Raw genomic sequence first — 15,221 nt, forward strand, 5'->3', positions numbered from 1 at the left:
CCAGCCAATCAGCTGCATAGTATAAACTCTAACTTTTGGGGGTAACCACCTTATCGTTCGTTTTTTGATTAAAGTCATTCATTTAGCACCTGAAATAAGCGAGACTCCGGCGGGAACAGCACGAGTCCGAAGATCCACGTGGTAACGTGTTTTTCTTTACCAAGTTAGCTGAAGCCGTGCCCGCGGAAAGAGCGTATATTTTCACGGTGCGGCGATGATACTGATATTGATAACATGATTATTCGTATTTTGAGTAAAAAAGTTGTGTTTTGTCCCAGACTCTCCTAATACATGTACATTAAATTATTCAGCGGATCCTACATCAGCCCATTTGTATTCATATGTTGCTCCAAACGGATTCACAAAAACACCTTTTACTTTCGGAGAAACAAGCTGTGCTCTCGAAGCCTGATAAATCGGCGCAATAGCTGCGTCCTCAAAAAGGATTTTCTCAGCCTCTAAAAAGTTCTCATAACGAGCTACATTATCTGTAGCTAAGGAGGAAGTAGTTGCATTCACTAAGTTATCGTATTCTTCATTAGAATACCCCATCATATTATTGCCACTATCTGTTGTCCAAAGATTCATATACGTGAATGGATCAAGGAAATCTGGACCCCATCTAGAAACTTGAATTTCATAATTCATGCTTGTATCCAGATCAAGCCGCTGCTCTTTAGGTACTTGCTTTAACGTAACGTTAAGACCTGGTAAGTTTGTAGAAAGCTGATTAGCAATATACTCAACCATTAACTTTGTTGTTTCATCATCGTCTGTTAACAGTTCAAGTTCAACAGAATCTTTACCAATCTCTTCTAAACCTTTTTCCCATAATTTCTTCGCTTCTTCAATATCATACGTCACAAGGTCTCCATTAACTTTTCTGAAGTCTTCACCAGTTTCAGGCATTGGCGTGAAATCAGCTGGAACCAGACCATTAGCAACAATGGATCCATTATTTAAAATTTCGTCAACAAGCGCTTGTTTGTTGAATGCTTTACTGATTGCCTTTCGAATATTTACATTTGCAGTAACATCCGTTGTCGTTTGATTAAATTTAATGAAGTAAACGAATGTATCAGGAGTAATGACATAATCATCATTTGTACTATATTGATCAACTAAATCTGAAGTTAAATCAACACGATCAATCTTTCCTGATTCATATAAATCAACAGACGTTTGAGGATCTTTTACCACTTCAAAGTTAATATTATCCATTTTCACAGTATCGGCATCCCAATAATCTTCATTTTTTTCAAGCTCCCAAGAACTACTAGTACTTTTCCAATTCGTTATTTTATATGGTCCATTAGCTAGAAGTGTATCGGAACTAGTAGCAAAATTATCACCTTGCTCTTCAACAAACTTCTGGTTTAATGGCAAAAAGGTACCGAATGTTGTTAAAGATTCAAAGTATGCTGTAGGATTCTCTAGTTCTACTACTAGTGTATAATCTCCATCAGCTTTAACACCCAACTCTTCAATAGGCTTGTCTCCAGAACTAATTGCAGTTGCATTTTTTATGACACCATTCATCATATATGGACCATATTCTGATCCGGTTTCTGGATTAACAGCCCGCTGCCATGAATAAACAAAATCATGGGCAGTAACAGGGTCTCCATTTTCCCAAACTGCATCCTCTCGTAAAGTAAACGTCCAGGTAAGTCCATCGTCACTTACTTCATGGTCAGTTGCGATCCCTTCTACGGGTTGCGCATTCTCATCTAATCGATAAAGCCCCTCCGTCGTGGCTGCTAAATATATAAAAGATGATTCATCAGTTGCAAGTGAAGGGTCCATTGACGGGATTGCTTCGGGGTTAATAAAATTTAATACCTTTTCTCCTTCTTTTTCTTCATTCGTATCTGCTGTTGCCTCATCTGTTTCCTCTTCAGATGTCGATGCGTCCTCACTCTCACCGGAGCAGGCAACAATTACGCTGATTAATAGACCAAATACGAGGAATAATATCCAGCTTCTTAGCCTCATAATAAAGCCCCCTTTTATTTTTCTAGTGATGCAGAAGCTAGTAAAACTTACTAAGAATTATACCTTTAACTTAAGAAAGTTGTAAAGTATTTTTTAGAAAATTAATTTATTTATGATAATTAATAATAAACTATCAAAACACAAAATTACATTCAGCTGGTAGAATTTCTAAACAACTTATAATAATGTTTGAGAATTTTCACCAAGAGTAACGAAAAAAAGACGTAACATGATGTGGAATTAGAAGAGCTCGTAGCATATGAAAATGACCACTTACTTCGTTCTCGACCAATTTTTTAATTGGGAAAGAAAAATAGAATTGCTACCAAAATAACTGAACAGGTTTCTCTATTGTCACTTGTGTAAAAGCGAAGTGGGAGTCGAACAAACAGAGACATACAGAACAAAAGTGCAAGCGCCCAAAAGAAACGTTGCGACTGGAGTCAGTCAACGGAGATGAAGGAATCACGGTGTGCTTGCGGGGCGATCATGACTTTTCGTAGGACGATTCGTGAAGTCACCTCGTTTCTGGGTGCTGGAGCTGGGCGCGACTCAGCACGCCCCTATTTATCCAGATGGGACAATTTCATCATTTCCTAGACTATAAAAAAGCTTGCAAAGAAACAAAAAAGTTTCTCTACAAGCTTCTGATTTCTTATAGTAATCCGATTTATCATTATATTCACTTGTGATTCGTTTTGTTTACGTAATGACGAATATGCTTGTTTATACCAGCTAAAGTGATATTGGCAGGGTCGGCAGTGATGTCTAATTCTAAACTAGAACCATCTGTCGGTAACGTATTGTTAAAAACTTCTTCGTATGCTTCAACAGATAGCTCTTTTCTTGATGATAGTAGATGATCATGTTGATCTATTAGTAAATGTTCACGAAAATTCGGCTGTATTATCCCTGTAAAGAATTCACCAACAGCTCCTGATCCATAACTAAACAATCCGATTCTCGAACCTGCTTCTAAGCCTTTATTCTGCTCAAGCAGTGAAAGGAAACTTAAATACAAAGAACCGGTATAAATATTACCAACATGCTTATTATACAGCTTACTGTATTCCAGGTTTTCTAAAAGACGTTCTTTATCTTCTGTTGTTCCTTCCTCATATATCGTACGTAATGCTTTTAAACCCATCTTTGTATATGGTAAATGGAAGCAAATGGCTGCAAAGTCAGCTAACGTCAATAATGATTTTTTCTTATAATCTTCCCATACTTCTTCGAAGAAAGAAATATATTTTTCATTAGAAAGCTTTCCATCTACCATAGCTGTATCCGAATATACTGGGCGCCAAAAGTCCATTACTTCAGATGTTAAATATGCGCTTTTGTCCTCTAACGCAAGAATCGCCGGATCAGCACTAACCACTATTGCAACTGCACCTGCACCCTGGGTAGCCTCACCACCAGTATTCAATCCATATCTAGCAATATCAGATGCCAACACTAACACCTTACTATCTGGATTTAAGGCGATATGACCTTTTGCTAACTGTATTCCAGCAGTAGCTCCGTAACAGGCTTGCTTTACCTCAATTGTTCGTGCATGTTGGTTTAATCCGAGTAATTCGTGAATATACACACCTGCTGCTTTTGAATTATCAATTCCAGATTCTGTACCGAATATAATAAAATCGATGTTTTCCTTATCTTTATCATCTAGTATATTCCAAGCTGCATTAGCAGCCATTGTCACTGAATCTTGTGTAATTGGAGCAACAGCCATCTTTTCCTGACCAATTCCAATCGTAAATTTTTCTGGCTCCACGTCTCTAGCCACAGCTAATTTATTCATATCTACATATAAATGTGGTGTGTAAAACCCAATTTTGTCTATACCTATCTTCAATGTTCTACTCCTTTACTAACTAATGTCATTTTTATAACCATCGTATTCGTTACATTAGTGATTCTCTTCACAATCGTTTCCTTTATTATTACCAACACCATAAATGATAATATAATCTAACTACAAAAACAATCATCGTGTATTAACGGTTTCGTATTTTAATGTAGATATATTAATTAATATTCCAACAGAAATTAGCATAAACAGCAAAGAAGAACCCCCATAACTAATAAAAGGAAGCGTAATCCCTGTAACTGGTAACATTCCAGAAACTGCTCCAAGATTTAATATAGCTTGAATAATTATTTGAAATGTCAAGCCCAGAGCTAATAATTTGGGAAACATATGTCTCTGTTGAAAAGCTATATGAATGCCTCTATAGAAAATCATTAAATAAGCCGCTAGCACTATAATTAAACCTACTATGCCGAGCTCTTCCACTATAATTGCCATAATAAAATCCGTGTGAGCTTCAGGTAGATAACCTAATTTTTGAACACTATTCCCTAGTCCATTACCAGTTATTCCTCCTGCTGCTATTGCGATATAGGAGTTTATGAGTTGATACCCATCAGTAGCAGCGGTTTCAAATGGCTGTTGAAAAGATGTTAAGCGTTGCAACCGATACGGTGATGTGTATGCAAAATAACTTACACCTAAGATCGCAATAGTACCTAGCGCGACTAAATGTATAAATCTAACTCTAGAACAGAATACAATAATTCCACAGGAAAATAGAATTAGAGAGGCTGTTCCAAGATCTGGCTGTAATAAGATAAGCATAAATACAGTTGCTAATAGCAGAAGAGGTGGAAGAACACCTTTGCCAAACTTGTGAATATACGATTGTTTTCTCGCATATATATAGGCAAAATATATAACCATTGAAACTTTGATAGCTTCTGTTGGTTGAAAGACAAATCTACCTATTGAAATCCATCTTTGTGCATAATTCCTTTCTATTCCAATACTAGGAATTAATACAAGAACTAAAAAAAATATAGATGATATAACTAGCAATGGAACCATTCTATTTATCCGATGCAGTGGTATAAGTACGGTGACTATCAAGAATAAGAAACCAATTAACACCCAAAGAAACTGTCTAACAAAAAAATGAGTACTATTATGATAAACTTCATACCCAATCGGATAACTAGCACTATATACCATTACTAAACCAAATGCCGATAACAAAAGAACAGTTATTAATAAGAGATAATCCATTTGCTGTATTTTTTCTTTCATTTAATCACCTTGTGTCAATACATTTTTTCCAAATACATAGCGACGATTAGATCTGATTCGGATACTAGCTATTATTCCTAATGCAATTAAATTAGTTAATAAAGCACTACCACCATAGCTGAGAAAAGGAAGTGCAATACCCGTTATTGGCATCAAACCAACTGTCATAGCAATATTTTGGAAAATTTGAAATGCCATTAACCCACTAATACCAATACAAAGATAAACACCAAACAAGCTACCTGAATGAAATGAAGTCCTCATAATTTGGTAAATTAGTAGAAAATACAATAATAGCAATATACTTGCACCTATAAATCCAAATTCCTCACCGATAACCGTAAAGATAAAATCAGTGTGCGCTTCTGGAATTTGCCCATTTTGGACTTGCACACCCTGGTTAAACCCGTTTCCTGTTAATTGCCCAGAACCAATACCTAGGATAGCCTGCTTTAATTGATAACCATAATCGGATGCAAATTCATTCGGATTCAACCAACCATAAATTCTAGATAATTGATGATCTTGAAAAAAACGAGAAAACAACTCAAAATTCAAATAGTATAAGGTTATTAGTAGAATAATTAAAGCAATTAAGCTAACGGTTAACAATAAAAGCATAGCTGTAGAAATATGGGAGACAAATAAAAACGTCAATGTAGAGGCTACGATCATTAAGCCCGAACCTAAATCTGGTTGCATTAATACGAAAAATAATGGTATTACCGTTGCGATGGAAACCTTTAATACAACTGGAATACTAGCAATGAATGATAGACGTTTACTACCAGCCTTCTTTAAAAGAACAGCAATATAAAGAATTAAAAATAGTTTCATAAACTCAGAGGGTTGTAACTGAAAGATCCCCAAATCTATCCATCGCTGAGAACCATTTTTTACTGTACCGAACAATTGGACATAGACTAACATCAAAACCCCAATAAGGTACATTGGAAAAGCCCATTTTTCTAGTAATTCATAGTCAAACCAAGCAACCATGATCAACATAAGAAATCCAACTATATACCAAAACAATTGTCGTTTTACAAAGTAAAACTCATCTGCCACTGCATACTGACCAGACCCACTATACACAGCCACCAGACTAAATAAAAATAAACAGATTAAGATAATAATTAAAAAACGTATACGGCTAAACGTAGTGTCCTTCATGAATTTAGTTACCTTTCATAGATAATAGAGTTTATGTATTCTCCTAAACACCAGTAAATGATTGATGCTCCCTGTCGCTTCCCATTCAAAATAGTTAACATAGTAACCTTATCCATTGTTGACACTTTACTAAATGGGCTAACTGATAGAAATTGATCATGAAAATAATGACCATGCCGAAAATTGCAATTGTCCGCTGCCATGAATTTATTCCTCCCAAGCGTATCTTCATTTAGCTTATCTTCATGATGACATAATGTCAACAAAAAATGACAATAAGTCATCAATATAGAATTTGAGATAAGAATTTAGCCAAAGAGAAAGCCGAACTAGATTCGAAACGTTTTACCCGCTCTCATTTGAATCTAGTTCGGCTTTTTGGTTGTAAAAATATTTTACATATTTATAATTTTTCCCTATCATTTTTCTTTAAAAGTGAAGACTTTAGGATAAGATATATCTCATCTCCATCGTGTTCTTATACACCGCGTTTATTCCCCCAGAGAAAGGTATGTAATTGAGGGAGCACCCGCACATCTTTTAAGATGTTGTTTGTCATTACACGTTCAATAAGCGCTTCGTATTTCTGAAGTAAGTGCTCCATCAATTTATCTGAACTTTCCATACCAATTTCATCATTTCCTACTTGAAGAAATAATTTAGCCTGAGGATACCTTTTATGAATCTGTTCAGCGTATGTTAAGTCACCCTCATCAAATATCACAATTTTTAAGCTATATTCTCCTTTTTGTCGATGTTGTAACGAATCAATTATAAAATCTAACGTTTGATAATTGGTTTTCATCCCTGAGCTAGGAGGCTTTGGTGATAACGTTAGATCATCAATTTTAGTAAACCACGATTGCCATCTACTTCCCTGTGTCTCAATAGCAACTTTTATTTGTTCGTGATGGAGTAAATCAATCAAGCGACTCAATTGGCTAAGTAACGCTGGGTTGCCACCTGAAATCGTTACATGGCCGAATTGATCTCCACCCTTTTGATATAAGGTTTGCATTATTTCCTCTGCTTCCATCATTTTAATGAGATGTTTCTCTGATCCGTCCCATGTAAATGTTGAATCACACCATGAACAGGAATAATCGCAACCAGCAGTTCGTATAAACATGGTCTTTCTTCCAATAACCATTCCTTCCCCTTGAATGGTCGGTCCAAATATTTCAATTACTGGTATTTTCATCTATATTCTCCTTTGGACGATAAACACAATAACTAGAAGGCGTTTCCCGTAAATACACTTGGATACAACGCGGAGAATGCGAAAAACCATCTAAATATTCCTGTACTAATTCATAAATCGTCCGAGCAACAATTTCTGTTGTTGGAAAGGTATTAGGACACACATTTGAAAAAGCAATATCTTCATTCATAACACCGTGATCAAAGCGTTTATGAATCAAATCCTTTATTTCTTTAAAATCAACTAAAAATCCTGTGTGGTTAAGCGTTTCACCAACAATCGTAATATTTGTAAAATATGTATGTCCGTGCATGGACTGACATCTCCCAGTGTCTTGATGTGGAATATAATGTGCTGCTGCAAAATGAAAGTCTTTGTTAATTTCATAGGAATAGTTATGATGTGGAACAGGATAGATTTGTTGTATCATTTTGCTTGCTCCCTCTTCCGATTAGTTTCATATTTTTCTAACCCATTTTTTCTTAATTTACATGCCGGACATTCCCCACATCCACTGCCTTTGATTCCGTTATAGCAGGTCAACGTATTATTTTTCACAAATGAAAAAGCCGCTAGCTGGTCACTTAACTCCCACACCCCTGCTTTATCCAACCACATAAGCGGTGTATGCAAAACAAATTGTTCATCCATTGCTAAATTTATTGTTACATTCAGTGATTTAATAAAAATATCCCGACAATCTGGGTAACCACTAAAATCCGTTTCACAGACACCAGTTACTAAATGTTTGGCATCTATTTGCTTAGCTAAAATTGCTGCGAACGATAAAAACATAAGGTTTCTTCCAGGGACAAAGGTAGATGGTAGCTCTCCCTCATTTTCTGTTATCTCGATATCTTTTCGAGTTAACGCATTTGGTGCTAACTGATTTAACAAACTCATATCCAACAGATGATGTGTAACTTCCAAGTGTTCACAAATATTTCTCGCAACTTGTAATTCTTCGATATGGCGCTGACCATATTGAAATGTTACTGCTTCTACATGTTCAAACTTTCTCAGCGCCCAAAACAAACAAGTAGTACTGTCCTGGCCTCCACTGAATACAACTATCGCTTTTTGGTCGTTCATCGACGCTTCTCCTCCTCGACAAAGAAGAGTGTTCGTTAACTAGCATTTCCCATCAAAAAAACAACACTAAGAAGGGTGTTGTTTTGGTCTCCTTAGTTTTTTATAGAGGGATGGAATTGCGAACCTCTCCTGTATTTTTACAGATTTCTTAATTAAGTTGCAGCTCTAGTTTACCATTCATAAACTAATTATGAAAGATACTTCTTTCTTTCACTATAAATGTAGCTTGAATAGGTTCATTACTATTTGTATAAGTCACAGAAGTTCGGCTATAAAGCAATGCCCACTTCTGAAGAATTTAGAGCTTTTAATTTTCCGTAAGCAATGATCGGTTATTTTCAACGAAGGGATATATGTATAGCAATACTTTTGCATTTTAGAAGATCTTTAATATATTTTATTTCATTAAGCTAGGTAATATCGTTACTATTTGCGGAAATACGATTAACAATACGATGCAAATGATCATCCCAATGATCATAGGCACAGCTCCTCGGAAAATTGTCTGTACTGGAATATTAGTCGCGACTCCTTTAATAACAAAGATACTAATTCCTAACGGGGGTGTTAATGATCCTATATTGATTGCCATCACCATAATAATTCCAAACCAGACACCATCAAATCCAAGTTCCATAATAATCGGATAAATAATTGGAAGCGTTAAAACGATTAAGGATAAGCCTTCGATAAAACATCCTAATATAAATAATACAATTAATATTAAGATCAGAATTACATATGCGTTAAGTTCTAACCCACTCACAAAGGAAGTAAGCTTCACAGGTAGTCTGCTAATTGTGAGAAACTGACTAAATAATGTAGCTCCGATAAGTATTAAAAAGATATAGGCAGTTAACCGTAACGATTCATTAAATGATTGCTTTAGTTTATTCCAGTCAAGTCTTCTAGATAAAAAAGCGAAAATAATTGCACCCATTGCTCCTACACCCGCAGCTTCGGTTGGTGTAAAAACACCTAAGTAGATTCCACCAATACTAATTAAGAATAAGCCTAAAAATGGCCAAACATTTTTTAATGTAAGTAATTTCTCACGAATTGTTGCTTGTTCAGATCTCGCAGGTGCTAATGTTGAATTACGCCGAACAAGAATTGCAATAATAATCATAAAGATAATGACCTGAATGACACCAGGAATAATACCTGCTATTAATAATGCCCCAATTGCTTCCCTTGTTTGAATTCCATATAAAATTAAGATCACACTTGGCGGAATTAATATTCCAAGTGTACCACCTGCTGCTACACAAGCTGTCGATAGACTCGGTTGATATTTAAATTTTTCCATTTCAGGAAGTGAAATTTTAGAAACGGTTGCAGTTGTCGCATTAAGTGAACCAGAAATGGAAGAAAAAATGGCTGCAGTACCAATGGTGGCCATTGCTAATCCTCCCCGAAGATGACCAACCCAACTGTCTACAGCTTTGTATAAATCCTTTCCCAATCCCGTGTATGAAAGAATCATGCCCATCAAAATAAATAATGGAATAACACTTAACGAATAGGAACTCGCCGTGTCAAATGGAGTCCTACCGAGCTGAGCAAATGCCACATCCCAACCTCTTATTAATGTTGTACCTGTCAAGCCTACAAATAAAAGAGAAATACCTACGGGAACCTTTAGTAATAACAAGACAATCAATGCAATAATACTAATAAAACCGATTATTTCAGGACTCATTTGAATGAACCACCTTTTGCAAATAATGAATAGCATGCAGAAATGCGGTTAGCGCGAATAACATTGTCCCTATAACTGCTAACATGGCGATCGGAAAAAGTGGAATACGTAAATCACCTGTTACCGTATGAGCGTAAAAGAGACGAATTGCATATTCACAGGTACTCCATGCTACAAGTAGCATTAAACCCGTGATTAACAAATTAATGACAGATTCAAATATCCACTGTATACGAGTTGAGAATCGCTCAATTACAAAGTCAATTGTAATATGTCCCTCTCTGACATGTGTGTAAGCTAGGCTTAAGAAGATGACAAGTGATAGACCTAGCTCCGTAAAGTCGACCGTACCCGTGATAGGAGCTTTAAGAATCCATCTACTGAGTACATCTAATGTAATCAAGATCGCCATCAATAATAGAATGACTTGAGCAATATAATGAATGACTCTACTTAATTGCTTCATTATGCTGTCCATCTAATCACCTTCTTTCTACTTCTTTAGCTCCGCTTTTAATTGAAATGCTCGATCATAAATATGTTGACCGGGATAGCCCCTATTTTCCATGTCATTTATCCATGCTTGAACAATTGGGTCCAATGCCTTTCTCCATGGAATTAATTGCTCCTCTGTTAAATCAATTACCTCTGCTCCATTTTCTTTTGCTAATTTCCTTCCTGTCTGACCGTCTACATCAAAAACACTTCCACTTTCTATAGACGCTTCTATTCCTGTAGCTTCATTTATGACCTGTTTTTCCGAATCTGTAAAACGATAATATGCTTCCTTATTCATTACCGAAAAGAAAGGAGTTGCAGAGAAGTTGCCAATTGTGATATAAGCCGCTATTTCATGTAGACGATAATTATAAAGCGCTTCCAAAGGAACCATCGCTCCATCGATAACACCTCGCTCTAGTGACTCATAAACATCTCCCATTGGCATAGATACAGGTACAGCTCCTAATGCTTCCAAAATATCATTAGCTAACGGAGATGGAGATCGAACACGTAAACCTTTTACATCTTCAGGTGATTCAATACGGTGATTTTTCGTAATTAACTGAGCAGGTTCTGCGGTAAATAAAAATAATGGTATCGTATCAGCATGCTCCTCCTGAATACTTGGAAATTCTTCATAGAGATTTGCTATTATTTCCGAACCATGGACAGCTGTTTCCGCCAAAAAAGGTAGTTCCATAACAGACATCAATGGAAACCTCCCAGGAGAATATCCATGAACGCTTAATGCAATATCTGCTTCTCCCGTAACAGCCATATCATATTGTGATCCTGCCACTCCCAATGCATTGGAGGGATATAATTCATAGGTTATGTCTCCATCTGTCTTTTTTTCTATTTCATTACCTATACCTTGTAACACCTGAGTCTGAACCGGATGACTCCCGGGTAAAAAATGAGAAATAATTAAATTATGTTGTGATCCAGTGGAAGCTATTCCTTCAGAACAAGCTGTTAGTAAAAGCAATACAATAATCCCAATAAAATATCCAAGCTTATCAAACATCATTTTCCCTCCAAGGAATAAATTCAGCCATCATCCTTTTGATAACGCTTCCATTTGGTATACAAAACTATATATAAGATCATATATAATGTCAATTGTGAATTATCAGAATTTTTTCTCTTTCGATTAGAAACGTAACGACTGGCGAGGCAACGGAGATAAGGAATCACGGTGTGCTTACGAACCGATGATGACTTATTGTAGAGCAATTCATGAAGTCACCTCGTTTCTGAGCGCTGAACCTGGACCCGGCTTGACACGCCCATATTTATCGACATGGGCTAATTTTTTAATTTCCTAGACTATGTAAAAGGAGCTGTCTGTATTCGTCAGCTCCCTACTTACATAACAGGAATATGAGCCTTTTTTACAAGCACGGTTTTCATCTTGTGAACAAGTACATACTCCACCTTATCTGTTCCCATAAGCATTGCCATCGTGTATAATTACCAGCAAAAAAATCGATCCAATAACACCTTGCATATTATATAAAGGCATCTCCATGGATTTGGTTACGTTGATGTTTAAATGCTTCCTTTGTATTTAATTTATGCATACGAGCTACCTTTTCAACCGTTTCAAAATCAGCTTTTCTACGAAGTAAATCTATGAGTTGTTGATGCTCTTGAATAGAAGCAAAAGCACGTTTAGGATGAAATGCAGAACCTGTTCTCCGTATTGAGTCTAACTTTCTCCAAGATTTGCGAATTTCCTCAACCAAAAATCTATTTTCACAATGGGTATAGATTAAATCATGAAACTGCCGATTTAATCTTCCGAAAGCCTGAAAATCAAATGCTTCAATAGCCTCTTTCATTTGTTGATTTTTCGTTGATAACTCCGTTATTTTCTCTTCTGAGAAGCCCTGTTGGTTACTCAATGCAGTCGCATATCCTTCCATAACTGCTAATACGGAAATCGTATCTAAATACTCGTTTTTATCAATTGGCGTAACTACCGGTCCAATATTGTTCTGATAATCAATTAATCCCTCTGCTTCTAATTGCCGTACAGCTTCTCGTATTGGAATTGCACTTGTAGATAGTTCTTTTACTAATTGATTAATGACAATGCGTTGACCAGGTGCATAGTACCCTTCAATAATTCTTGATTTCATATAATCATAAGCTTTTTGTTTTTTAGTAATTGTTTTATTTTCCATAGTGGATTAATCATATACTATATTATATATGATGTCAAAATGGTTACATACCTCCTCTTCAACAGGTTACCCTTTAGGATAACATCAATTGGTGGCAGGCCTTTCCCAGCTATTTGGCATAAATATTTGATCGCTTTGTGCTAGTAACTATTTTGAACTTTCTCCAATACTATTTTTTATAGCGCTGATGAATATTATTTAATTTATACGTAGGAGAGATAAATTCATAGATTTCCATAGATAATGCAAGATAACGATCTTTATAGATCGTAGAAAAATGCTGTTCGATGGCACGAAACAAATCATCACCTAATCGCTTTTTTTCTTCTTCCGTTCGTCCTTTTCCTATTTTTAACGTAGCATGTACAAAAGCGTCATCTTGAGTACCATCAGCGACAAGATAATCACTCAATTCAATAGCTCTGGAACGAAGTCCACCAATCGGAATGATATCTTGATGGTTAAGTAGTGTGGTATTTATTGTTTTCAATAATTTTGGGATACTCGCCGCTTTTAAATTATCTGTGTATTCAATGATTACATGTGGCACAAGCTCTTCTCCTTTCGCCATATTAATTAGATAGAAAGGCTTCCTCCCCAACTATTGTATTGACAAGACGACCGATTTCTTCTATCTCGGTTACTACTTCATCTCCTACTGCTGTATCTATGGAGCCCTTTGGGGTGCCGGTTAAAATAATGTCTCCTGGGAACAGGGTCATAAATCCACTTAAGTATTCAATTAACTCTGGAATTCCTAAAAGCATATCAGCAGTTGATCCTTCTTGTGTTTTTTCTCCATTGACGTATGTACGCAATGCTAAATTCATAGGATCCTTCACATCGGCTTTATCTACATACCATGGTCCTATTGGTGTACAACCGTCACGATTTTTCACTCTTAAGTTTGGCCGGTAATAATTCTCTAAGTAATCACGTAACGCGTAATCATTTGCAATTGTGTATCCTTTAACATAATCATATGCAACTTCTTTTCTTATCTGTTTCGCTTCCTTGCCAATGACGACCGCTAATTCACATTCATAATGCATAAATGCAACATCACTTGGACGCATGGTGCTGGCTTTGTGACCAATTAGTGTATTTGGACCTTTAAAGAATACAAGTGGGTCTTTTTGAGTTGGAGAAAACGATAATTCCTTCGCATGATCGGCATAATTCAAACCTAATGTAAAAATTGTATTTGGCTTAACTGGAGGCAGCCACACTGCCTGATCTTCGCTTACCATTCTTCCATCATTTAGTTGGATACCATCCTCTGCAACAACTGCTTCATGGACAAGTCCCTGATAAGCAATTCGTGCATGCTTCATGCTCTCCCTCCTACTAGTGCTTCTTCGGTAGTTATCGTATTTTCTAATATACCTATCTTGTTAATTTCAATCTGTACAACATCATTTATTCTGGCAACAGGTGGGTCTTCTGGTATGCCAACTAATAGCACATCACCTTTTGCTAATGTCATAAACGCGGTCACATCAGCAATTAGTTTCTCAACGGAACGAATAAGATTTTTCGTATTATTTTCTTGTTTCAACACACCATTAATCCTTACTCGAATCTGTAAATCATTAGGGCTATCTACAGAGTCACGTGTTACAACCCAGGGTCCAATTGGACAAAAACCATCGCGAGCCTTTTCTTTAATAGCTGGTCGATAAACACTATCATGTGGAATAGTAACATCATTTACAATCGTATATCCTTCTACGTACGATAATGCTTCGACTTCATTAACCTTGGTTGCTGATTTACCTATTACAACACCTAAGGCTGCACCCATCTCTAGTTCTGAAATGTCCTCAGGTAGGACAATCATCGATCCTGCAGAAGCAAATGTATTGACAGGTTTAATATATAAAATCGGTGCTTTGGGAGGGGCTAGATATGGTGTTTCATACATAGCCTTTTCTAGTTGTTTGTATTCGCCCTGATAGTTTAATAACGTACCGTAAACTGTTCCAGACACAGGGATATCATACGAAACCTCCTCTTGCTTATACGATGTTCCAGCAATTTCGATTTTCCCATTTTCAACATCGACCTTGGCTTCCCTATAATGCTGTATACCTGACATCTTTAAGCGAACGGTTTTCATGATTCATCATCCTTTTTTCTGAGCTATATACCAAGCTTAAGCAATACCCAATCCTGTTACAAAAGATTATTGCTTAAGCTCGAAGTACTATGAAAAAATATACCCATAAGCCTCATTGCCCATTGACTAGCTTACTTTTG

At 36.4% G+C, this 15,221-nt stretch carries 15 protein-coding genes and 1 riboswitch; all 15 genes read right to left on the reverse strand.

The window, feature by feature from the left end:
• Window positions 1-303 precede the first annotated feature (303 nt).
• Complete coding sequence (locus ABDZ84_RS14230) at window positions 304-1,995, reverse strand: peptide ABC transporter substrate-binding protein (protein ID WP_026681721.1); 1,692 nt, start codon at window positions 1,993-1,995, stop codon at window positions 304-306.
• Between the two features lie 682 nt (window positions 1,996-2,677).
• Window positions 2,678-3,856 carry a hydroxymethylglutaryl-CoA synthase gene (locus tag ABDZ84_RS14235; protein WP_026681720.1) on the reverse strand — a complete coding sequence of 393 codons (1,179 nt, stop codon included), beginning with the start codon at window positions 3,854-3,856 and terminating at the stop codon, window positions 2,678-2,680.
• Window positions 3,857-3,988: 132 nt separating this feature from the next.
• Complete coding sequence (gene ftsW / locus ABDZ84_RS14240; protein ID WP_026681719.1) at window positions 3,989-5,104, reverse strand: putative lipid II flippase FtsW; 1,116 nt, start codon at window positions 5,102-5,104, stop codon at window positions 3,989-3,991.
• Window positions 5,105-6,277 (reverse strand): rod shape-determining protein RodA, encoded by a 1,173-nt coding sequence (gene rodA, locus ABDZ84_RS14245; protein ID WP_026681718.1) that lies wholly within the window; start codon window positions 6,275-6,277, stop codon window positions 5,105-5,107.
• Window positions 6,278-6,285: 8 nt separating this feature from the next.
• Window positions 6,286-6,480: a hypothetical protein gene (locus ABDZ84_RS14250; RefSeq protein WP_026681717.1), complete on the reverse strand. Its 195-nt coding sequence runs from the start codon at window positions 6,478-6,480 to the stop codon at window positions 6,286-6,288.
• 275 nt (window positions 6,481-6,755) lie between these two features.
• The gene (queE, locus tag ABDZ84_RS14255; protein ID WP_026681716.1) at window positions 6,756-7,478 is read right to left on the reverse strand and encodes a 7-carboxy-7-deazaguanine synthase QueE; all 723 of its coding nucleotides are present in this window, start codon (window positions 7,476-7,478) and stop codon (window positions 6,756-6,758) included.
• Window positions 7,459-7,908 carry a 6-carboxytetrahydropterin synthase QueD gene (gene queD / locus ABDZ84_RS14260; RefSeq protein WP_026681715.1) on the reverse strand — a complete coding sequence of 150 codons (450 nt, stop codon included), beginning with the start codon at window positions 7,906-7,908 and terminating at the stop codon, window positions 7,459-7,461. Before queD ends, queE begins: the two co-directional genes overlap by 20 nt.
• The gene (gene queC / locus ABDZ84_RS14265; protein WP_026681714.1) at window positions 7,905-8,570 is read right to left on the reverse strand and encodes a 7-cyano-7-deazaguanine synthase QueC; all 666 of its coding nucleotides are present in this window, start codon (window positions 8,568-8,570) and stop codon (window positions 7,905-7,907) included. The genes queD and queC overlap by 4 nt, the downstream gene beginning before the upstream one ends.
• Before the next feature lie 86 nt (window positions 8,571-8,656).
• A riboswitch (PreQ1 riboswitch) is annotated at window positions 8,657-8,703 on the reverse strand.
• A gap of 264 nt (window positions 8,704-8,967) precedes the next feature.
• Window positions 8,968-10,272 carry a TRAP transporter large permease gene (locus ABDZ84_RS14270; RefSeq protein WP_026681713.1) on the reverse strand — a complete coding sequence of 435 codons (1,305 nt, stop codon included), beginning with the start codon at window positions 10,270-10,272 and terminating at the stop codon, window positions 8,968-8,970.
• Window positions 10,262-10,750, reverse strand: coding sequence for a TRAP transporter small permease (locus ABDZ84_RS14275; protein WP_026681712.1), 489 nt, complete (start codon window positions 10,748-10,750; stop codon window positions 10,262-10,264). The genes ABDZ84_RS14270 and ABDZ84_RS14275 overlap by 11 nt, the downstream gene beginning before the upstream one ends.
• A 15-nt stretch (window positions 10,751-10,765) precedes the next feature.
• Window positions 10,766-11,800: a TRAP transporter substrate-binding protein gene (locus tag ABDZ84_RS14280; RefSeq protein WP_246484698.1), complete on the reverse strand. Its 1,035-nt coding sequence runs from the start codon at window positions 11,798-11,800 to the stop codon at window positions 10,766-10,768.
• A gap of 484 nt (window positions 11,801-12,284) precedes the next feature.
• Window positions 12,285-12,962: a GntR family transcriptional regulator gene (locus ABDZ84_RS14285; protein WP_026681710.1), complete on the reverse strand. Its 678-nt coding sequence runs from the start codon at window positions 12,960-12,962 to the stop codon at window positions 12,285-12,287.
• 169 nt (window positions 12,963-13,131) lie between these two features.
• On the reverse strand, window positions 13,132-13,512 hold the full coding sequence (locus ABDZ84_RS14290) for a 5-carboxymethyl-2-hydroxymuconate Delta-isomerase (RefSeq protein WP_026681709.1): 381 nt from the start codon (window positions 13,510-13,512) through the stop codon (window positions 13,132-13,134).
• A gap of 22 nt (window positions 13,513-13,534) precedes the next feature.
• Entirely contained in the window at window positions 13,535-14,296 is a 762-nt protein-coding gene (locus tag ABDZ84_RS14295; protein ID WP_026681708.1) for a fumarylacetoacetate hydrolase family protein, read from the reverse strand.
• Entirely contained in the window at window positions 14,293-15,081 is a 789-nt protein-coding gene (locus ABDZ84_RS14300) for a fumarylacetoacetate hydrolase family protein (RefSeq protein ID WP_026681707.1), read from the reverse strand. The genes ABDZ84_RS14295 and ABDZ84_RS14300 overlap by 4 nt, the downstream gene beginning before the upstream one ends.
• Window positions 15,082-15,221 lie beyond the last annotated feature (140 nt).

This window comes from Virgibacillus salarius, assembly GCF_039521925.1.
Classification (GTDB): domain Bacteria; phylum Bacillota; class Bacilli; order Bacillales; family Amphibacillaceae; genus Virgibacillus; species Virgibacillus salarius.

Coding starts and splice junctions, on each gene's coding strand:
- ABDZ84_RS14300 (WP_026681707.1), bottom strand. CDS start 15,081: ATGAAAACCGTTCGCTTAAAGATGTCAGGTATACAGCATTATAGGGAA.
- ABDZ84_RS14285 (WP_026681710.1), bottom strand. CDS start 12,962: ATGGAAAATAAAACAATTACTAAAAAACAAAAAGCTTATGATTATATG.
- queE (WP_026681716.1), bottom strand. CDS start 7,478: ATGAAAATACCAGTAATTGAAATATTTGGACCGACCATTCAAGGGGAA.
- ABDZ84_RS14275 (WP_026681712.1), bottom strand. CDS start 10,750: ATGGACAGCATAATGAAGCAATTAAGTAGAGTCATTCATTATATTGCT.
- rodA (WP_026681718.1), bottom strand. CDS start 6,277: ATGAAGGACACTACGTTTAGCCGTATACGTTTTTTAATTATTATCTTA.
- ABDZ84_RS14250 (WP_026681717.1), bottom strand. CDS start 6,480: ATGGCAGCGGACAATTGCAATTTTCGGCATGGTCATTATTTTCATGAT.
- queD (WP_026681715.1), bottom strand. CDS start 7,908: ATGATACAACAAATCTATCCTGTTCCACATCATAACTATTCCTATGAA.
- ABDZ84_RS14295 (WP_026681708.1), bottom strand. CDS start 14,296: ATGAAGCATGCACGAATTGCTTATCAGGGACTTGTCCATGAAGCAGTT.
- ABDZ84_RS14280 (WP_246484698.1), bottom strand. CDS start 11,800: ATGTTTGATAAGCTTGGATATTTTATTGGGATTATTGTATTGCTTTTA.
- queC (WP_026681714.1), bottom strand. CDS start 8,570: ATGAACGACCAAAAAGCGATAGTTGTATTCAGTGGAGGCCAGGACAGT.
- ABDZ84_RS14230 (WP_026681721.1), bottom strand. CDS start 1,995: ATGAGGCTAAGAAGCTGGATATTATTCCTCGTATTTGGTCTATTAATC.
- ftsW (WP_026681719.1), bottom strand. CDS start 5,104: ATGAAAGAAAAAATACAGCAAATGGATTATCTCTTATTAATAACTGTT.
- ABDZ84_RS14270 (WP_026681713.1), bottom strand. CDS start 10,272: ATGAGTCCTGAAATAATCGGTTTTATTAGTATTATTGCATTGATTGTC.